This window comes from Luteimicrobium sp. NPDC057192 (genome assembly GCF_042670205.1).
In the GTDB taxonomy this organism is placed as follows: domain Bacteria; phylum Actinomycetota; class Actinomycetes; order Actinomycetales; family Cellulomonadaceae; genus Luteimicrobium.
In genome coordinates, this window is the sequence record NZ_JBHUWD010000040.1 from 1 (window position 1) to 19,889 (window position 19,889).

Genomic DNA, 19,889 nt, shown 5'->3' on the forward strand with positions numbered 1-19,889 from the left:
GCGACGACCGTCGCGGCGCCCTCCGTACGTTCAGCCGACGGTGACGAAGTCGATGAGCTCCTCGACGCGCCCCAGGAGGCTGGGCTCGAGGTCGGCGTAGCTGCGCACGGTCGACAGGATCCGCTGCCACGCGCGGCCGGTCGCGCCGGGCCCGTCGGTGGGCCACCCGAGCTCGCGCAGGATCCCGAGCTTCCACTCGGTGCCGCGCTCGATCGTCGGCCAGGCGTCGAGCCCGATCCGCTGCGGCCGCACGGCCTGCCATACGTCGACGTACGGATGCCCGAGGACGAGCACCGTCCCGTTCGGCACGGTCCGCAGGGCGTCGTCGGCGATGCGGCGCTCCTTCGAGCCGGGCACGAGGTGGTCCACGAGGACCCCGACGCGGCGCTCGCGCGTGGGTGCGAAGTCGGCGAGCGCGTCGGCGAGGTTGTCGACGCCGTCGAGCAGCTCCACCACGACGCCCTCGACGCGCAGGTCGTCGCCCCACACCTTCTCGACGAGCTCCGCGTCGTGCTTGCCCTCGACCCAGATCCGGGAACCGCGTGCGACCCGGGCGCGCTGCCCGACGACGGCGCGCGAGCCCGACGCGGTCCGCCCCGGCGCACGGGGCGCGGCGGGAGCGGTCGGGGCGACCAGTTCGACGGGCTCGCCGTCGACCCAGAACCCGGGCCCCAGGCTGAACGTGCGGGACCGTCCCCGCCGGTCCTCGAGCACGACCACGTGCATGCCGCCGGACTTCTCGACGCGCACGACGGCGCCCACCCAGCCGGACTCGACGTCCTCGACGACGAGGCCGCGGTCCGCGGGGACGGGACGCGTCGTCGGACGCGGACGGTGGTGGGCGGAGCCGCGCGTCGGGCCGGGCGGGGAGCCCGACGTGGCGGGGGCGAGGACGTCGGGGCCGTAACGGTCGAAGCTCACCGCCACACCCTAGGTTTCACCCCTCCGCGCGACGGGTCAGCCACGCCGACGGTGACGTTCCGTCCGCCCTCGGCGGACGGGGCGTCGCCCTCGGCGGACGGGGCGTCACCGCCGACGAACGCGGCGTCACCCTCGGCGGACGGGGCGTCACCCTCGGCGGACGGGGCGTCACCGTCGGCGAAGCGGGCGTCGTCGTGGTAGCACCGGACTATGACGCCGGACGCCACGAGTCCCGAGACCGACCCGCAACGGTGGCGCGTGCTGGCCGTCTGCCTGGCGGCGGGCTTCATCACCCTGCTCGACGTCTCGATCGTCAACGTCGCGATGCCGTCGATCCAGCACGCGCTGCACGCGTCGGCGTCGGCCCTCCAGCTGGTCGTGGCGGGGTACACGCTGGCGTTCGGGCTCGTGCTCGTGCCCGCCGGCCGGCTGGGTGACGCGGGGCACCGCCGGAGTCTGTTCCTCGCGGGGCTGGTCGCGTTCGCCCTGGCGAGCCTCGGGGCGGGGATCGCCCCGGGCGACATCTGGCTCGCCGTGGCGCGACTCGTGCAGGGTGCGTGCGCCGGCATCGTCAGCCCGCAGGTCACGGGCTACATCCAGCAGGAGTTCCGCGGGTTCGAGCGGGCGCGCGCGTTCGGGATGTTCGGCGCCGTCGTCGGGGTGGCGACGGCGATCGGTCCGCTGCTCGGTGGGCTCCTCATCCAGGCGTTCGGGGAGCAGGACGGCTGGCGCTGGGTGTTCGGCATCAACGTCCCGATCGTGGCCGTGGTGCTCGCGGTCGCGGTCCGGGCCGTGCCGCGCACCGTGGCGGTGCGCCGCAGCGCCCTCGACCCGGTGGGGCTCGTCGGGATCGCCGCGACCACGGTCGCGGTGATGGTTCCCTTCGTCCTGACGACGGGCACGGGCGACTCGCCCGCGCGCTGGTGGTTCCTCCCGGTCGGGGTCGTGCTGGGCGCGGCGACGATCCTCTGGGAGCGCCGGTACGAGCGGCGCGGCCAGGACCCGGTGCTGTCGCCCGAGGTCTTGGGGCTGCGTTCGTTCCGGTTCGGGGCGCTCCTGGGGCTCGCCTACTTCGCGGGGTTCACGAGCGTGTTCCTCGTGATCACCCTGTTCCTCCAGGACGACCTGGGCCTGAGCGCGCTCCAGGCAGGCCTGGTCGGCCTGCCGTTCGCGATCGCGTCGGGGATCTCGGCGCTCGCGTCCGGGCGCGCCGTCGCGCGGTGGGGGAGGCCGGTGGTCGTCGTGGCGCTGTGCGTCGTCGTCGTGGGTCTCGCGGGCACCGACCTCGCTATCCGGATCATCGGGGCCGCGCCGGACCGGACGGCGCTGCTGTGCGTCGTCGTCGCGACCACGCAGTGCGTCGCCGGCGCGGGTTCCGGGCTCGTGATCGCGCCCAACCAGACGCTGACGCTCGCGGAGGTCCCCGTGCGGCGCGCGGGGATGGCGGGCTCCATGCTCCAGGTCGGGCAGCGGATCGGCTCCGCGGTGGGGATCTCCGCGGTCCTCGCCGTGTTCTACGGCTCGCAGGCTTCGGGCGCGAGCGGGTCGGCCGCCGTCGGGCGCGGGCTGCTCATCACGATCGCGCTCGTGCTCTGCGCGCTCGTCGTCGCCCTGCTCGACGCCCGCCGCCGGGCCGGCGAGGCAGGTGACGAGGATGTGGAGGCTCCCCGGGCCGACCGCGAAACAGCGTAGGCTTGGCACTCGGAGGGTGAGAGTGCCACTCGTGCGCGAGGTCGGCAGCGACAGGAGGACGTGTGAGCGAGGAACGACGGCTCGACGTGCTGCGTGCGATCGTGGAGGACTACGTCCGCACGCGCGAGCCGGTCGGGTCGCGCGTCCTCACCGAGCGGCACAACCTCGGCGTCTCGCCGGCCACCATCCGCAACGACATGGCCGCGCTCGAGGACGCCGGGTACATCGCCCAGCCGCACACGTCGGCCGGGCGGATCCCCACCGACAAGGGCTACCGCCTGTTCGTGGACCACCTCGCGACCGTCAAGCCGCTGTCCCAGCCCGAGCGGCACGCGATCGAGCAGTTCCTCGACGGCGCCGTCGACCTCGACGACGTCGTGGCCCGCGCGGGCCGCCTGCTCGCCGAGCTCACCGGTCAGGTCGCCGTCGTCCAGTACCCGTCGCTGCGCCGCTCGGGGCTGCGCCACCTCGAGCTCGTCGCCGTCGGCGAGACCCGGCTCCTCGTCGTGATCATCACCGACACCGGGCGCGTCGAGCAGCGGATGCTCGAGGTCGCCGCGGTCCCGGGCGAGGACACGCTCGCCGTGCTGCGCGCACGGCTCAACGCGGTCGCCGTCGGGCGCCGGCTCGCGGGGCTCGCCACCGAGCTCGAGTCCGTCGCGCAGCAGCTGCCGCCCGACGACCAGGACCTCGCACGGCTCGTCGCGGACGTCGTCGTGCAGACGCTCGCCGAGGAGAGCGAGGAGCGGATCATGCTGACCGGCACCGCGAACCTCGCGCGCACCGGCATGCGCTTCGAGCACGCGCTGCGCCCGGTCCTCGAGGCGCTCGAGGAGCAGGTGGTCCTGCTGGGCCTGCTCACCGAGATGGCCGAGGACGCCGCCGGCCGGTCGGGCGTGCGCGTCCGGATCGGCCACGAGACCCAGTACGACGGGCTCTCCGAGACGTCCGTCGTGACCACCGGCTACGGTTCTGAGGGGGAGGTCGTCGCGGCGATCGGCTCGATCGGACCGACCCGCATGGACTACCCGGGGACCATCGCGTCGGTGCGCGCGGTCGCGCGCTACCTGACCCGGATCCTCGCCAGCTGAGCTCGCCCCGACCGTCGACCGAACCCGACCCGTACCCGTGCCTGAGAGTGACTTGGTGAACGACTACTACGAGATCCTCGGCGTCCCGCGCGACGCGAGCGCCGACCAGATCAAGAAGGCCTACCGCAAGCTCGCGCGCGAGCTGCACCCGGACGTCGCCGGACCCGACGCGGAGGACCGCTTCAAGGACGTCTCGCGCGCCTACGAGGTGCTGTCGAACCCGGACAAGCGCCAGCAGTACGACCTCGGCGTCGACCCGACGGCCCCCGGGGGCGGCATGGGCGGCTCCGGCGGCTTCGGCTTCCAGGACATCTTCGAGACGTTCTTCGGCGGCGGTCAGGCGCAGCAGGGGCCCATCCCGCGCTCGCGCCGCGGGCAGGACGCGCTCGTCCGGCTCGACGTCGACCTGCAGGACGCGGTCTTCGGCACCAAGCGCGAGCTCCAGGTCGACACCGCCGTCGTGTGCCGGACGTGCGGCGGCACGTGCTGCCGCCCCGGGACCACGATGCACACCTGCGAGGTCTGCAAGGGCCGCGGCGTCGTGCAGCGCGTCCAGCGCTCGTTCCTCGGCCAGATCATGACGACGGCGCCCTGCGCAGCGTGCCAGGGCTTCGGCACCGTGATCCCCGAGCCGTGCGTCGACTGCGGCGGCGAGGGCCGGGTCCGCGAGCGCCGGACCATCTCCGTGAACGTGCCCGCGGGCGTCGAGACGGGTACCCGCATCCGCCTCACGTCGCAGGGCGAGGTCGGCCCCGGCGGCGGCCCCGCCGGTGACCTGTACGTGGAGATCCGCGAGCGCCAGCACGAGACGTTCGTGCGCCGCGGCGACGACCTGCACTGCACGCTCGAGGTCCCGATGACGGCGGCCGCGCTGGGCGCGAGCATGACCCTCGACACGTTCGACGGCGAGCAGGAGGTGGACCTGCGCCCCGGCACCCAGCCCGCCCAGGTCGTGACGCTCCGCGGCCTCGGTGTCGGGCACCTCAACGGCTCGGGCCGCGGCGACCTGCAGGTCCACGTCGAGGTCCACGTCCCGACGACGCTCGACGAGGAGCAGGCCGAGCTCCTGCGGTCGCTCGCGAAGCTGCGCGGCGAGGAGCACCCCGAGCCGCGGCTGTCCGCGGCGCACCCCGGCGTGTTCTCGCGGCTGCGCGACAAGTTCTCCGGCCGGTGACCGCGGCGTGAGCGCGCCCGTCTTCCTCGCCGAGCGTGGTGCGGCGGACCCGCTGAGCAGGTTCGCCCCGGGGGACACCTACGTGCTCGACGGCGCCGAGGGCCGGCACGCGGGCGTCGTCCAACGGCGCCGCGCGGGGGAGCAGGTCGACGTGGTGGACGGTGAGGGCACGCGGCTGCGGACCGTCGTCGTGAGCGCCGACCGCGACACGCTCGAGCTGCGCGTCGAGGCCGTCGAGGTCGAGCCCGAGCCCGCCGTGCGGCTCGTGCTCGTGCAGGCGCTCGCGAAGGGCGACCGGGACGAGCTCGCGATCGAGGCGGCGACCGAGGTCGGCGTCGACGCGGTCCTCCCGTGGCAGGCCGAAAGGTCCGTCGTGGTGTGGCGCGGCGAGCGCGCGGCCCGCAGCCGGGCGCGCTGGATCGCGACCGTGCGGGCCGCGGCCAAGCAGTCGCGGCGCGCCCGGGTCCCCGAGGTCCGTCAGGACGTCACGACGGCGGCGCTCGCCGGCGTGGTGCGTGCGACCGTCGCCGCGGGCGGTCAGGTCGCCGTGCTGCACGAGGACGCCACCGAGCCGCTCGGCGCGCTCGCCCTGCCCGCCGCGGCGGCGGGCGACGTCGTGCCCGAGGTGCTCGTCGTCGTCGGGCCGGAGGGCGGGATCTCGGACGCGGAGCTCGAGCGGCTCACGGAGGCGGGCGGGCGGCCGGTGCGGCTCGGCCCGCACGTGCTGCGCACGTCGACCGCGGGCCCGGTCGCGCTCACGCTCCTGTGCGAGCGCCTGGGCCGCTGGGCCTGACACGCCGGAACGCTGCGGCCCCCGGACGGCATGCCGTCCGGGGGCCGCGGCGTTTCGTGCTCAACCGAGCTGACGGCCCTCGCCGACGGCGCGCTCCTCCTCTTCCTCCTCGTAGCTCGCGAGGATGTCCTCGGCGGGCACCGGGCGCAGCCGGTCCCAGAGGAAGAAGAGACCGCCCACGACGAGCATCGCGACGCCCGTCCAGATGTTGATGGCGATGCCGCCGGTCTTGGCCTTGTCGGCGGTGGGGTCGGCGAGGCCGACCACGAGGACGATCAGCCCGTACAGGACGAAGATGGCGCCGATGATCCGCCGCAGGTCGAAGCGGCGGGTCGAGCGGACGTGGGCCTCCTGCTCCTCGGGCGTCAGCTCGAGGTGGTGGGAGACGATGCCCGCCGGGACCGCCTCGTGCGGCTGGTTGCTGCTCTGGCTCACGGGATGCTCCTCGGGTCTCACAGGAACGGCAGGTAGAGGACGACGCACAGCACGAGCGCCACGGTGCCCAGCAGCGCCGGCGAGCGGTACCAGGCGGTGTCGGACGCGACGGCGCCTGCACGCATGTCGATCGTCCCGACGCCGTAGACGAGGCCCTTGAGCTCGCTCACGTCCTTCGGCTTGGTCAGCGGGGTGATGATCGCCGCGACGACGAGGACCGTGACGAACGAGATGATCGCGCCATACATGGTCTCGGCGGTGGCCGAGCCGAACAGGCTGTCGTCGTTGAGGTAGGCGATCCAGACGATGGTCGGCGCCACGATGCCGGCGATGTAGGACCACAGGGCCGCCTGCGCGGTCATGCGCTTCCACAGCAGGCCGATGATGAAGACGCCGAACAGCGGGGCGTTGAAGAACGAGAACAGCGTCTGCATGTAGGTCATGATGTTCGTCGCCCGGGAGGCGATGAACGCGGTCCCGATGCCCACGAGCACCCCGACCACCGTCACCCAGCGACCCACGCGCAGGTAGTGCAGGTCCGGCATCTTCGGCTTGATGTAGCGCTGCCAGATGTCGTACGTGAAGACCGTGTTGAAGCTCGAGACGTTGGCCGCCATGCCGGCCATGAACGACGCCAGGAGGCCGGTCACGGCGACGCCGAGGACGCCGGTCGGCAGGTACATCTGCATGAGCTTCGGGATGGCGTCGTTGTACGTCAGGCCGGAGTTGTCGGCGCCGCTGAGCTGGTTGCCGAGGACGGCGGCGGCGATGAGCCCGGGGATCACGACGATGAACGGGATGAACAGCTTGGGGAACGCGGCGATGAGCGGCGTCCGTCGGGCGGCGGACATGTTCTTCGCGGAGAACGCGCGCTGGACCTCGGTGAAGTTCGTCGTCCAGTAGCCGAAGCTCAGGACGAAGCCCAGGCCGAGGACGATGGTCAGCCAGTTCGTCCCGATCGGGTTGGTGACGTCGCCGATCCCGGTGCCCTTCCAGGCGGACAGGTGCAGCGGGTCGGTCTTCGCGAACGAGTCCTGGAGGCCACCCCAGCCGCCGACGCGGTGGAGGCCGACGATCGTCAGCGGGATGAGCCCCGCGAGGATCACGAAGAACTGGAGGACCTCGTTGTAGATCGCCGAGGACAGGCCGCCGAGCGTGATGTAGACGAGCACGAACCCGGCCGACACGAGGATCGCGACCCACAGGGTCCAGCCGAGCATCGCCTCGATCACGATGGCCATCGCGTAGAGGTTGATCCCGGCGATGAGCACGTTGGACACCGCGAACGCGATCGAGTTGACGGCGTGCGGCGCCTTGCCGAATCGCCGGAGCATGAACTCCGGCACCGACCGGACCTTCGAGCCGTAGTAAAAGGGCATCATGACGAGGCCGAGGAAGACCATCGCGGGCACGGCGCCGATGAGGTAGTAGTGCAGCGTGGACATGCCGATCTGCGCGCCGTTGGCCGCCATCCCGATGATCTCGGTGGCGCCGAGGTTGGCGGCGACGAACGCCAGGCCGGTGATCCAGGCGGGCATGCGGCGCCCGGACAGGAAGAAGTCCATGCTCGTGCGGACCTGGCGCCGCGCGACGAACCCGATGCCGATGACGACCCCGAAGTAGACGACCACCATGAGGTAGTCGACCCAGCCGAGGTCGAGGTGGATGCCCGAGGTGGACTCGGCGAGGACTCTCATGCGACTCCTTGGGAGCGGACGGGACAGCCGACCGGTGCAGGTGGGCACCGATCGGCTGGGGGGCGTCCGGCACGCTACGGCCGGTCGTGGCCATGTGCCAACTTTTCGATCAGGCACCGGTTTGAACGAGCGAAGAGCCCGCGGACGGGTGAAGATGCCCCCTCTCGGCCTGCGGGCGGCCGCCTCCACGGACCGCTACGGTGGCGCCATGAGCGAGACCGACTGCCTGTTCTGCAAGATCGTCGCCGGTGAGATCCCGGCGGACGTCGTCGCGTCCACGGACCGCGCCGTCGCGTTCCGCGACGTCAACCCGCAGGCGCCCGTCCACGTGCTGGTGATACCGCGCGAGCACCACCGGGACGTCGCAGCGCTCGCGGCCGCAGACCCCCAGCTGCTGGCCGACGTGGTCGCGCTCGGGCAGCAGGTCGCGTCCGACCTCGACGAGGGCGAGTTCCGGCTGATCTTCAACACGGGCGCGAAGTCGGGCCAGAGCGTGTTCCACACGCACGGCCACGTGCTCGCGGGGGCCCGGCTCGGCTGGACGCCCGCCTGACGAGGCCTCAGACCGCGGCGGCGCCCGTTTCACCGGTGCGCACCCGCACCACCTCGTCGACGGTCTGGACCCACACCTTGCCGTCGCCGATGCGCCCGGTGCGAGCAGTCTCGACGACGGCCCGGACCACGTCGTCCGCGGCGTCGTCGTCGACGAGGACCTCGAGCCGGATCTTCGGCACGAGGTCGACGCGGTACTCCGCGCCCCGGTAGACCTCGACGTGCCCGCGCTGGCGGCCGTAACCGTGGACGTCGGACACGGTCATCCCGTGCACGCCGAGCTCGGTGAGCGCCTCGCGCACGTCGTCGACGGCGTGCGGGCGCAGGATCGCGGTGACGAGCCTCATCCGTGGCTCCTTCCGATCGTGGACGTGGTGGTGAGCTCGTAGGCCGACTCGGCGTGCTGGCTCGCGTCGAGCCCGGCGTGCTCGTCGTCGGCCGTGACGCGCAGCCCCATCGTCGCGCGCACGACGCGCGCGATCGCGTAGGTCGCGGCGAACGCGAACGCCGATGTCGCGACGACCCCCACGAGCTGCTTGCCGAGCTGCTCGACGCCGCCGCCGAGGAAGAGACCCTGGTGGGTCACGGCCGGGTTGACGACGGTCGCCGCGAACAGCCCCACGCACAGCGTCCCGACGACGCCGCCGACGTAGTGCACGGCCACGACGTCGAGCGAGTCGTCGTAGCGGAACCGGAACTTGAGGCGGATCGCGAACAGGCACACGGCGCCGGCGACGACGCCGAGCGCGAGCGCGGGCAGCGGCTGCAGGTAGCCGGCGGCGGGCGTGATCGCGACGAGGCCGGCGACGGCGCCCGACGCGGCGCCGAGCGTCGTCGCCTTGCCGGTCAGCCTCCTCTCGAGGGCGAGCCAGCCGATCATGCCGCCGACGCCCGACAGGTGCGTGGCGAGGGCCGCACTGGCCGCGAGCGTCCCGGCGGTGAGCGCGGAGCCTGCGTTGAAGCCGATCCAGCCGACCCAGAGAAGTCCCGCTCCGAGAAGGGTCAGCGGCAGGTTGTGCGGCGCCATCATCTCGCGCGGCCAGCCGCGCCGGGGGCCCAGCACGAGCACGAGGGCGAGCGCCGAGGCGCCCGAGCACATCTCGACCACGGTCCCGCCCGCGAAATCGAGGACCCCGAGCCGGTGGAGCCAGCCGTCGGGCGAGAACACCCAGTGCGCGACCGGCGCGTAGACCACGACCGACCAGACGGCGACCAGCACGACGAACGACTCGAACCGCATCCGGTCGGCCGTCGCGCCGGTGAGGAGGGCCGCGGTCAGCACGGCGAACAGGAGCTGGAAGAGCACGAAGACCAGCGGCGGGATGCTCAGGTCGGTGCCGGGGACGGCGGTCGTCGCGTGCGCGAGGCCCACCAGGTGCAGGCCGCCGACGAGGCCGCCGCCCGCGTCGTCGTCGAACGCGAGGGAGTAGCCCACGAGGACCCACGTCACCGAGACGACGGCGATGCAGGTGAAGCTCTGCATGATCATCGCGAGGACGTGCTTCGAGCGCACCATGCCCGCGTAGAAGAACGCGAGGCCGGGCGTCATGAGGAGGACGAGCGCGGTGCACGCGAGCACCCAGGCGGTGTCGCCGGAGTCCACGTGGACGGACGACGTCGGCGCCGCGGCGAGGACGTGCGCGAGGACGGGCATGGCGAGGCGTTCCTCTCGGGTGCTTCCGGACCGCGGACCCGGCAGCGGTCGGGCGGCGGCGTCAAGATACAGGTGGACGGCCCTCGATAAGATGGGGGTTCCACGACTCGACCAGAAGGAGCGCGACGGCGTCAGCCGGCTCATGACATCGACACCCCGCACCGAGGACACGGAGCAGCCCGCAGGCGGCGGCGCCACGTCCGGTCCTCGGATCGAGCACCGTATCGTCGTCCCGCCCAGCGTCCCCATGGTCGCCGTCCTCGGCAGCCGTGACTCGGTCCTGCGCGCGGTGGAGGACGGCTTCCCGAGCGTCGACGTGCACGCGCGCGGCAACGAGATCGCCGTCGCCGGCTCCCCGGGCGAGGTCGCGCTGGTCTCGCGGCTCCTCGACGAGCTCGTCGAGATCGCCGAGTCCGGCACGCCGCTGACGCCCGACGTCGTGCGCCGGTCCATCGGGATGCTCACCGCTCCCACCGCGACCCGCCCCGCGGACGTCCTGACGTTCAACATCCTGTCGAGCCGGGGCCGCCAGATCCGCCCCAAGACGGTCGGCCAGAAGCGCTACGTGGACGCGATCGACGCCAACACCATCACGTTCGGCATCGGCCCCGCCGGCACGGGCAAGACCTACCTCGCGATGGCCAAGGCCGTGCAGGCGCTGCAGGCCAAGCAGGTGAACCGCATCGTCCTCACGCGCCCGGCCGTCGAGGCGGGGGAGCGTCTCGGCTTCCTCCCGGGCGGGCTCAACGAGAAGATCGACCCGTACCTGCGCCCCCTCTACGACGCGCTGCACGACATGGTCGACCCGGACTCCATCCCCAAGCTGATCGACAACGGCACCGTCGAGGTCGCGCCGCTGGCCTATATGCGCGGTAGAAGTCTGAACGATGCCTTCATCATTCTTGACGAGGCGCAGAACACGTCCGCCGAGCAGATGAAGATGTTCCTCACGCGCCTGGGCTTCGGCTCGAAGATGGTCATCACGGGCGACGTGACGCAGGTCGACCTGCCCGGCGGGACGACGTCGGGCCTGCGCGTCATCGAGGACGTGCTCACCGGGGTCGAGGACGTCGAGTTCTGCCGCCTGACGTCTTCCGACGTGGTGCGGCACCGGCTCGTGAGCGACATCATCGACGCGTACGCGCGGTGGGACGTGGCCGGAGCCCGCACGCAAGGCCGATCCGGCGGGGACCGCCGGCGCGACAACCGAGGAGCCCGCGCATGAGCATCGAGGTCAACAACGAGTCCGGCTACGAGGTCGACGAGGCCGAGTTCGCCGCGCTCGCGCGCTTCGTGCTCGACCAGATGCACGTGCACCCGCAGACCGAGCTGTCGATCCTGTTCGTCGACACCGCGACGATGACGGACCTGCACGTGAAGTGGATGGACGAGCCCGGGCCGACCGACGTCCTCTCGTTCCCCATGGACGAGCTGCGCCCGGGGCGCGAGGGCGACGTCACGCCCGCGGGCCTCCTCGGCGACATCGTGGTGTGCCCCGAGGTGGCGGCCGAGCAGGCGGTCAAGGCGGGGCACTCGGCGGCGGAGGAGATGCTGCTCCTGACGACGCACGGCATCCTCCACCTGCTCGGGTACGACCACGCGGAGCCCGAGGAGGAGAAGGAGATGTTCGCGCTCCAGCGCAAGCTGCTCCTCACGTTCCTCGCCTCTCGATGAGCGCCGCGAGGGCCGTATGAACGGGGAACCCGTCTGGCTGCTCGTCCTCATCGCGGTCGCGGGGATCCTGCTCGCGGCCGCGCTGAGCGCCGGCGAGACCGCCGTGCTGCGGCAGGGCTCGCTGTCCGCGCACGCGCGCGAGAGCGCCGGGGGTCGCGACGAGGACACGGACGACGTGCGCTCGCGCCGCGTCGCCGCGCTGCTGGAGGACGCGCGCGGTGTCGCGGCGTCGGCGAGCTTCCTGCGCGTGCTCGCCGAGATGACGGCGACCGCCTGCATCACGCTCGCCGTCGGCGCGTGGCTCGAGCCGTGGTGGGCGGTGCTGCTCGTCTCGCTCGTGGTCAGCGCCGTCGTCGCCGTCGGGCTCGTGCGCCTGAGTCCCCGCAGCCTGGGCCGCACCCACGCCCCCGCGGTGCTGCGCGCCCTCTCGGGACTGCTCCGGGCCGTCGTCGTGGGGACGCGCTGGCTGAGCCCGCTCGTCCAGCCGCCGCCGCCCACGCCCGAGGAGGAGGCGGCCGAGCTGCGCGAGCTCGCGCGGCGCGCCGGCGAGTCGGACGCGTTCGAGGACGACGACCGCGAGCTCCTGCGCTCCGTGTTCGAGCTCGGCGACACCATGGTCCGCGAGGTCATGGTCCCGCGGCCCGACATGGTGACGGTCGCGGGCACCGCGACCCTCCAGAAGGCGCTGCGCCTGTTCCTGCGCTCCGGCTACTCGCGCGTGCCCGTCGTAGGCCGCTCGACCGACGACCTGCTCGGCGTCCTCTACTTCAAGGACGTCACGCGGCTCGTGACCGACGGCAACGGCGGGGGGCAGCGGCTCGCGCGCGACGCCGCGCGGCCCGCGGTGTTCGTCCCCGAGTCCAAGCCGGTCGACGACCTGCTCCGCGAGATGCAGGCCGCCGCGAGCCACATCGCGATCGTGGTGGACGAGTACGGCGGCATCGCCGGCCTCGTGACGATCGAGGACGCGCTCGAGGAGATCGTCGGCGAGCTCACCGACGAGCACGACCACACCGGCCCCGAGGTCGAGGACCTCGGCGACGGGCGGTACCGCGTGCCCGCGCGGCTCGCCCTCGACGACCTGGGCGACCTGTTCGGCCTCCGCATCGACGACGACGACGTGGACACCGCGGCCGGGCTGCTCGCCAAGGCGCTCGGCAAGGTCCCGCTCGCGGGCTCGAGCGCCGAGACCCACGGGCTCCACCTGGTCGCCGACCGCGTGGAGGGGCGCCGGCGCCGGCTCGCGACCCTCGTCGTCGGGCGGGCCGAACGGTCCGAGAGCGACGAGCACGACCACCAGGCGGCGGCCGCGGCACCCGCGCAGCCGTCACGAGAGGACACCCATGACCACCGCTGACGTCCACCGCTCCGGCTTCGCCTGCCTCGTCGGGCGCCCCAACGCCGGCAAGTCGACGCTCACCAACGCGCTCGTCGGCGAGAAGGTCGCGATCACGTCGGGCCGGCCGCAGACGACCCGGCACACCATCCGCGGCATCGTGAACCGCCCGGACGCGCAGCTCGTCCTCGTCGACACGCCGGGGCTGCACCGCCCGCGCACGCTCCTCGGAGAGCGCCTCAACGACCTCGTCCGGGACACCCTGACGGAGGTCGACGTGATCGTGTTCTGCGTCCCCGCGGACCAGAAGGTCGGCCCCGGCGACCGGTACATCGCGTCGCAGCTCGCCGACCTCATGCGGGGCCGGCGCGGCACGCCCGTCGTCGTCGCGGTCACCAAGACCGACACGGTCTCGCGCGACCGGGTCGCCGAGCAGCTCCTCGCGGTCTCCGCGCTGGGGGACTGGGCCGACGTCGTGCCCGTCTCGGCCGTGCGCGGCGAGCAGGTCGACGTGCTCACCGACGTGCTCGTCGGGCACCTGCCCGAGGGCCCGGAGCTGTATCCCGGCGGGGAGCTCACCGACGAGCCCGAGGCCGTCATGGTCGCGGAGCTCGTGCGCGAGGCCGCGCTCGAGGGCGTCCGCGACGAGCTGCCGCACTCGCTGGCGGTCGTCGTCGACGAGATCGTGCCGCGCACGCGCGCCGACGGCAGCCCGCGCCCCGAGGGCGACCAGCTGCTCGACGTCCGGGTCGACGTGTTCGTCGAGCGCGACTCCCAGAAGGCCATCGTGATCGGGCGCGGCGGGTCGCGGCTGCGGGACGTGGGCACGCGCGCGCGGACCGGCATCGAGGCGCTCCTGGGGTCGCGGGTCTACCTCGACCTCCACGTGAAGGTCGCGAAGGACTGGCAGCGCGACCCCAAGCAGCTCCGGCGTCTCGGGTTCTGACGGGGGGACGCCCCCGCCGGACGCGGGGGACGACCTCCCGGATCCGCACAGGTCAGGGACGTAGCATCGACAGGTGACTTTCAGGACAGCTGCAACGACGGCCGTCCTCGCGATCGGTCTCGCTGCGGTCGGCGCCTTCGCCGGACCGGAGTGGGACCCCCAGCCGGTGACGGACCACATCCGCACCCAGACCACGGACACCACGATCGGGGGGACGCAGGACCCGACCCCGGTCGGCACGTACCCGGTGGTGTCCCGCGAGGTGGAGATCGAGCTCGACGACACGACCGTGACCGGCCAGATCCGGCAGCCCGTCGGCGCCGGCGACGACCTCCCCGGCGTCGTCTTCGTGCACGGCGCGGGCACCGGCGAGTCGGCGACGGCGTTCGCACCCCAGGCCTGGGCGCTCGCGAGCACCGGTGTCGTGACCCTGGTCCCCTCGAAGAACCTCACCACGTACTCGCTGCAGCACCGCGACTACGTGCAGGAGGCGGGCGACTACGAGCGCTCCGTCCAGCTCCTGCGCACCGAGCCGGGCGTCGACCCCACCCGCGTCGGCGTCTACGGCGAGTCCGAGGGCACCTGGATCGCGCCCGTGATGGCGAGCGAGGACCCCGCGCTCGCCTTCGTCGCGCTCGTCTCGTCGCCGGTCGTGCGCCCGCGCGAGCAGGCCGCGTTCGCGGTCGACAACTACCTCCGCAACACGGGCGTCCCGCAGGGCGTGTTCCGCGCCATCCCGCGCGCCGTCGGCATGGACCTGCCCGACGGCGGCCTCGACTACGCCGACTTCGACGTCCGCCCGTACCTGGAGCAGGTGACGCAGCCGACGCTCGTCGTCTACGGCGACGCCGACGCGTCGATGCCCATCGAGCAGGGCGCGCAGGACATCCTCGCCGACACCTCGAAGGCCGGGAACCACGACGTGACCGTGCGCTACTACGAGGACGCCGACCACGGGCTGCACCTCGGCGGCGGCGACGGCGCGGTCTCCGCGACGTTCCAGCAGGATCTGTCGGACTGGATCAACGGACTGCCGGGCGCGGCCGGTGCGGCGCCGCAGATCGCCGGTGCCCAGCCCAACCAGACGTACCTCGCCGAGGCGGTGCCGAGCCCGCGCTGGTACGGCGACGGCGACGCCGTCTTCGGGTTCACGATCGCGGCCGTGTCCCTCGCGCTCGGCGCGCCTCTCGTGTGGATGCTGGTCGCGTTCGGGACGAGGCGGTGGCGGTTCCGCAGCCACGTCGGCGGGCTCGCCCAGGACCTCCGCCTGCCGATGCTCCTCGCGTCGCTGGGCGCCGTCCTGACGATGCTCGCGCTGGTCGTGTACCTGGTCGCGATCGCGAAGATCGCGCTCGACTACTCGCAGAACGCGCTCGTCGTCCAAGGCGGCTGGCTCGGCGTGCGCGCGATCGGGATCGCGTCGCTCGTGCCGGTCGCCGTCGTCGTCAACCGCCTGTCGGACCGCCGCGAGGCGCGCCGCAGCGTCCTCCTGTGGCTGCGCCAGCGCGTCGGCCGGGACGCGCCGAGCGGCCACTCGGCGGTGCCCGGCGTGCGCGCGGGGCAGCCGGTCGCGCGGGGGATCGGCGGCTGGGCACTCGCCGCCTCGCTCACCTTCGCGATCGTCACCCTCCTGCTCACGACGGCGTACTGGGGCGTGTTCCAGCTCGGCATCTGATCCGGTCCGCCCGGCGAGGCACGGTTGTCCCGATCCGTCCCTGCCGGTAGAAACGACCACGAAGCGTTGACGAGCCGCCCACCGAGGACGGACGCGGTGACCTGCCGCGTCCCGACGGGCGCTCGCCCGATCGAAGGAGCCCATGTGAGCATCGCCGAACCTCCCGGCACCCCCGACCTGTCGCCCGCCGCCGAGGCGCCGACGGCCGTGACGCCGGACGACCGGGCCGGCGACCCCGCGCCCGTGCACGAGGAGCCTCGCGCCACCGTCCGCGGGACCGGCCTGGTCCCGGCGCTGGACGTCGTCCGCGACGTGGTCGCCGCGGTCCTGCTCCTCACGAGCCTCGCTCTGCCGTGGACCACCCGCTCGGGCGCCGCCGACCGCGTCGAGGTCGTGCTGTCCGTCGTCGTGGCGCTCGCGGCGATCCCCGTGCCGTACCTGGCGCGTGCCGGCGTCCTGCCGACCGGTTGGAGCGTGCACACGACCCGCACGGTCCGGCTCTGGGCCGCGGCGCCCTACGTCGTGGTGTCGCTCGTCTACCTCCTGCTCGACCTGTTCGGGGGCACCTCCCTCGGCGACCGCGGCGTGGGCACGGGGCTCGCCCTGGGCCTCGCGGGCGCGCTCCTGGTCGCGCAGCCCCGCTCCACCGAGCTCGGACCCGAGGACGAGGACGCGGGCGTCCGGCGCCTGTGGCGTCTCGTCCTCGGCGTGGTCGGCGCCGCGCTCGTCGCGGGCGCCGTCGCCGCCCTCGTGATCTTCCTCGCCAGCGGCCCGTGGTCCGGTGCCGCCCAGCTCCTGTTCGCGATCCTCGGCACGCTCGTGATCCTCGCGATCGGGGCCCTCCCTGCGTGGGGCGCGTACCAGGGTGACCGGTCGTGGGCCGACGTGACGGTCGGCGTGGGCGCGGCGCTCGCCGTCCTGTTCGTGATCGGCGCCGGCTCGGCGCCGGACCTGCTGCGCTACGAGTCGTTCCACACGCTGCGCTTCGGTCTCGTCCTCGTGCCCGCCCTGGGGGCGGTCGCGGCCGGCGCGGCGTTCCGGCGGGGCCTGCGCTCTGCTGCGGGCACCGACGGCGTCGTCCGCGCCGTCCTGCTCCTGCTCGCGGTGGTCGCGGTGCTCGTCGCGCTCTCGCGCGTGGTCGTCCTCGCGGACGGCGCCCACTCCACGAGCGTCGTGGTGACCCTGGTCGCCACCGGCGCGGTCGCGGTCCTCGCCGCGGTCGCGTGGGCCGCCTTCCGCTCGTCCGCCGCCGGTGGCCGGAGCCTCGCCTGGCTCGTCGCGGTCGTGGCCGTCGTGCTCGGGACCGTGGCCGTGTCCGTCGACGCGTGGAAGGTCGTCGGTGTGCCTGTCGAGCTGGCCGTCGTCGCGTACGGGCTGCCCGTGCTGCTGGGCCTCGCACTGCTGGGACCGGTGGTCCGGGAGTGGGGAGCGCGGACGCGCGTCGAGGCGGTCGGGCCCCGCACCGCGTACGAGTGGACCCCGCGCCCCCGCCGCGCGCCCCGGCCCGCGAAGCCCGCCGTGCCCGCGCAGGAGGTTGCCGAGCCGGACGACGCCGCGGCGGCGCCGTCCGGCGACGAGACCTCCGCGGGGCAGGCCGCGCCGTGGGCGGGTGCACCCCTCGGCGCGGGGGACGGGCCCGAGACCGCTGAGCCGGCGGTCGCGGAGCGCGAGCCGGCGACGACGGAGCCCTCCGTCGCGTCCGCCGCGGAGCCGGCGGAGTCCGAGACCGTGGCCCCGGTGATCTCCGTCGCGGAGCCGGCCGCCGTCGCGGAGCCGGCCGCCGAGGAGCCCGTGGCCGCCGCCGAGCCGGAGCCTCGCGCCGAGGGCGCCGAGCCGACGCGGGCCGAGCCCGAGCGGACGGCCGCGGACCACGAGTCGACGACCGTGCTGCCCGTCGCGGGCTACACGGCCGCCCAGGCCGCCGACCCGAGCACGCCGCTCGAGGTGCTCGCGCAGATCGCCGAGCACGCCCCCGCCCTGCGCCCGTACGTGGCCTCGAACCCGTCCACGTACTCCGCGCTGCTCGACTGGCTCGGCGCGCTCGGCGACCCCGCGGTCGACGCCGCGCTGCAGGCGCGCCCCGACCGTCGCCGCTGAGCCGCGACGTGCCCACCCGTCCCGGCCGGACCGCGCGCTGGGTGCGACGCCCGTCGCGCCCGGCTCGCGGCCGCCCGGGACCGGTGGAGTACAGTGACGACGTGCGTCCCTCTGAGATGCGCCCGTCGGTCGCGACGGGCAGCCTCCTCCTTCGGTGCCGCGGCGAGGCTCTCTGAGCCGGTTCCTCGCCGCGGTGGTTGGTGTGCCGGCTGACGAGACCGACCGCACGACCGTGAAGGAACCCCTCCCGTGACGAACTCCGTCGACAAGACCCGCACCGACGCCCCGAGCACCGCCGACCCCCGCTGGGCGCACGCCCAGCAGCGCGGGTCGGGCATGCCGATCCACAAGTACGAGCCGTTCCACGCCCAGATCGACGTGTCGCTCCCGGACCGCACCTGGCCCGACAAGCGGATCACGAAGGCGCCTCGCTGGTGCGCCGTCGACCTGCGGGACGGCAACCAGGCCCTCATCGAGCCGATGAACGCCGAGCGCAAGCTCGCGATGTTCCGCCTGCTCGTGGACATGGGCTACAAGGAGATCGAGGTCGGGTTCCCGTCCGCCTCGCAGACCGACTTCGACTTCGTCCGCCTGCTCATCGAGCAGGACCTCATCCCGGACGACGTGATCATCCAGGTGCTGACGCAGTCCCGCGAGCACCTCATCGCGCGGACCTACGAGTCGCTGCGCGGCGCCAAGCAGGCCATCGTCCACCTGTACAACTCGACGTCGGTGCTGCAGCGCGAGGTCGTTTTCCGCACGAACGAGGACGGCATCGTCGACATCGCGCTCGAGGGCGCGAAGCTGTGCCGCAAGTTCGAGGAGACGATCCCCGAGACGCGGATCTACTACGAGTACTCGCCCGAGTCGTACACGGGCACCGAGCTCGAGTTCGCGGTGCGGATCTGCAACGAGGTGCTCGAGGTCTTCGAGCCGACCGCCGAGCGGCCCGTCATCGTCAACCTGCCCGCGACCGTCGAGATGGCGACGCCGAACGTCTACGCGGACTCGATCGAGTGGATGAACCGCCACCTCGAGCACCGCGAGCACGTCATCCTGTCGCTGCACCCTCACAACGACCGCGGCACGGCCGTCGCCGCCGCGGAGCTCGGGTACCAGGCCGGCGCCGACCGCATCGAGGGCTGCCTGTTCGGCAACGGCGAGCGCACCGGCAACGTCGACCTGGTGACCCTCGGCATGAACCTGTTCAGCCAGGGCATCGACCCCGAGATCGACTTCTCGCAGATGGACCGCATCCGCCGCACCGTCGAGCAGTGCAACCAGCTCCCCGTCGGCGAGCGTCACCCGTGGGCGGGCGACCTCGTCTTCACCGCGTTCTCCGGCTCGCACCAGGACGCGATCAAGAAGGGCCTCGAGGCCATGGCCAAGCGGGCCGAGGCCCAGGGCGTCACGGTCGAGGACATCGTCTGGGGCGTGCCGTACCTGCCGATCGACCCCAAGGACGTCGGCCGCAGCTACGAGGCCGTCATCCGGGTGAACTCGCAGTCCGGCAAGGGCGGCATCTCGTACCTGCTCAAGTCGGAGCGCAACCTCGACCTCCCGCGCCGCCTGCAGATCGAGTTCTCGCGGGCCGTCCAGGAGCACACGGACGCCCAGGGCATCGAGGTGAACGCCGAGGACATCTGGCGGATCTTCTCCGACGAGTACCTGCCCGCCGAGCCCGGCTCGGGCCTCGAGCCGTGGGGGCGTCTGCGGCTCGTCTCGACCCGCACGTCGTCGTCGGAGGAGGGCCCGGACACGCTCGAGGTCGAGCTCGTCGACGGCGGCCAGGAGCGGACCCTCACCGGGACCGGCAACGGCCCGGTCGACGCGTTCCTCGACGTGCTGCGCCAGGTCGGGCACGACGTGCTCGTGCTGGACTACGCCGAGCACGCCCTGTCAGCGGGCTCGGACGCAGCCGCCGCCGCGTACGTCGAGTGCTCGGTCGGCGACGACGTCCTCTGGGGCGTGGGCATCGACCCGTCCATCACGACGGCGTCGCTCAAGGCGATCATCTCGGCGGTCAACCGGTACGAGCGCGCGCAGACCGAGGGCCGCCCGGCCGACCCGGCGTCCGTGGGCCGCTGAGCCTTCGGGCGGTTCAGGCGCGGGCGGGCCGGTTGGGGTGCGCGCGGACTTCCCGACCGGAAGA

The 19,889-nt window shown here is 73.2% G+C and carries 17 protein-coding genes; 12 read left to right on the forward strand and 5 right to left on the reverse strand.

Features of this window, described 5'->3' with window-relative positions; translation table 11 throughout:
* Positions 1–30: 30 nt before the first annotated feature.
* The gene (locus tag ACFT5B_RS16645; RefSeq protein ID WP_386800264.1) at positions 31–921 is read right to left on the reverse strand and encodes a DUF3097 domain-containing protein; all 891 of its coding nucleotides are present in this window, start codon (positions 919–921) and stop codon (positions 31–33) included.
* Positions 922–1,131: 210 nt separating this feature from the next.
* On the opposite strand from ACFT5B_RS16645, the gene ACFT5B_RS16650 reads away from it, so the two are divergent.
* The 4 genes from ACFT5B_RS16650 (at position 1,132) to ACFT5B_RS16665 (ending at position 5,671) form a co-directional block, all read left to right on the forward strand.
* On the forward strand, positions 1,132–2,613 hold the full coding sequence (locus ACFT5B_RS16650) for an MFS transporter (RefSeq protein WP_386800266.1): 1,482 nt from the start codon (positions 1,132–1,134) through the stop codon (positions 2,611–2,613).
* Positions 2,614–2,675: 62 nt separating this feature from the next.
* Positions 2,676–3,704, forward strand: coding sequence for a heat-inducible transcriptional repressor HrcA (hrcA, locus tag ACFT5B_RS16655; protein ID WP_386800268.1), 1,029 nt, complete (start codon positions 2,676–2,678; stop codon positions 3,702–3,704).
* 55 nt (positions 3,705–3,759) lie between these two features.
* Positions 3,760–4,878: a molecular chaperone DnaJ gene (gene dnaJ / locus ACFT5B_RS16660; RefSeq protein ID WP_386800270.1), complete on the forward strand. Its 1,119-nt coding sequence runs from the start codon at positions 3,760–3,762 to the stop codon at positions 4,876–4,878.
* Between the two features lie 7 nt (positions 4,879–4,885).
* A complete protein-coding gene (locus ACFT5B_RS16665) occupies positions 4,886–5,671 on the forward strand; it encodes a 16S rRNA (uracil(1498)-N(3))-methyltransferase (RefSeq protein ID WP_386800272.1) in 786 nt (261 codons plus the stop codon).
* Between the two features lie 60 nt (positions 5,672–5,731).
* Here ACFT5B_RS16665 and ACFT5B_RS16670 read toward each other — a convergent pair whose 3' ends face one another.
* Both ACFT5B_RS16670 and ACFT5B_RS16675 read right to left on the reverse strand, forming a co-directional pair.
* Complete coding sequence (locus ACFT5B_RS16670) at positions 5,732–6,106, reverse strand: hypothetical protein (RefSeq protein ID WP_386800274.1); 375 nt, start codon at positions 6,104–6,106, stop codon at positions 5,732–5,734.
* 17 nt (positions 6,107–6,123) lie between these two features.
* Entirely contained in the window at positions 6,124–7,803 is a 1,680-nt protein-coding gene (locus tag ACFT5B_RS16675; protein ID WP_386800276.1) for a sodium:solute symporter family protein, read from the reverse strand.
* 208 nt (positions 7,804–8,011) lie between these two features.
* Between ACFT5B_RS16675 and ACFT5B_RS16680 the strand changes: the two genes are divergently transcribed.
* Positions 8,012–8,356, forward strand: a complete 345-nt coding sequence (locus ACFT5B_RS16680; protein WP_386800278.1) for a histidine triad nucleotide-binding protein — start codon at positions 8,012–8,014, stop codon at positions 8,354–8,356.
* 7 nt (positions 8,357–8,363) lie between these two features.
* Here ACFT5B_RS16680 and ACFT5B_RS16685 read toward each other — a convergent pair whose 3' ends face one another.
* Together ACFT5B_RS16685 and ACFT5B_RS16690 are read right to left on the reverse strand one after the other, a co-directional pair.
* Complete coding sequence (locus ACFT5B_RS16685; RefSeq protein WP_386800280.1) at positions 8,364–8,702, reverse strand: P-II family nitrogen regulator; 339 nt, start codon at positions 8,700–8,702, stop codon at positions 8,364–8,366.
* On the reverse strand, positions 8,699–10,009 hold the full coding sequence (locus tag ACFT5B_RS16690) for an ammonium transporter (protein WP_386800282.1): 1,311 nt from the start codon (positions 10,007–10,009) through the stop codon (positions 8,699–8,701). Before ACFT5B_RS16690 ends, ACFT5B_RS16685 begins: the two co-directional genes overlap by 4 nt.
* 142 nt (positions 10,010–10,151) lie before the next feature.
* On the opposite strand from ACFT5B_RS16690, the gene ACFT5B_RS16695 reads away from it, so the two are divergent.
* The 7 genes from ACFT5B_RS16695 (at position 10,152) to leuA (ending at position 19,825) form a co-directional block, all read left to right on the forward strand.
* Positions 10,152–11,234, forward strand: coding sequence for a PhoH family protein (locus tag ACFT5B_RS16695; protein ID WP_386800325.1), 1,083 nt, complete (start codon positions 10,152–10,154; stop codon positions 11,232–11,234).
* Positions 11,231–11,683 carry an rRNA maturation RNase YbeY gene (gene ybeY, locus ACFT5B_RS16700; RefSeq protein WP_386800284.1) on the forward strand — a complete coding sequence of 151 codons (453 nt, stop codon included), beginning with the start codon at positions 11,231–11,233 and terminating at the stop codon, positions 11,681–11,683. The genes ACFT5B_RS16695 and ybeY overlap by 4 nt, the downstream gene beginning before the upstream one ends.
* A gap of 16 nt (positions 11,684–11,699) precedes the next feature.
* A complete protein-coding gene (locus tag ACFT5B_RS16705) occupies positions 11,700–13,040 on the forward strand; it encodes a hemolysin family protein (RefSeq protein ID WP_386800286.1) in 1,341 nt (446 codons plus the stop codon).
* Entirely contained in the window at positions 13,027–13,965 is a 939-nt protein-coding gene (gene era / locus ACFT5B_RS16710) for a GTPase Era (RefSeq protein WP_386800288.1), read from the forward strand. Before ACFT5B_RS16705 ends, era begins: the two co-directional genes overlap by 14 nt.
* A 73-nt stretch (positions 13,966–14,038) precedes the next feature.
* On the forward strand, positions 14,039–15,640 hold the full coding sequence (locus ACFT5B_RS16715; RefSeq protein WP_386800290.1) for a prolyl oligopeptidase family serine peptidase: 1,602 nt from the start codon (positions 14,039–14,041) through the stop codon (positions 15,638–15,640).
* Between the two features lie 144 nt (positions 15,641–15,784).
* On the forward strand, positions 15,785–17,737 hold the full coding sequence (locus tag ACFT5B_RS16720; protein WP_386800292.1) for a hypothetical protein: 1,953 nt from the start codon (positions 15,785–15,787) through the stop codon (positions 17,735–17,737).
* Between the two features lie 336 nt (positions 17,738–18,073).
* Positions 18,074–19,825: a 2-isopropylmalate synthase gene (leuA, locus tag ACFT5B_RS16725; RefSeq protein ID WP_386800326.1), complete on the forward strand. Its 1,752-nt coding sequence runs from the start codon at positions 18,074–18,076 to the stop codon at positions 19,823–19,825.
* The last annotated feature ends 64 nt before the right edge of the window (positions 19,826–19,889 follow it).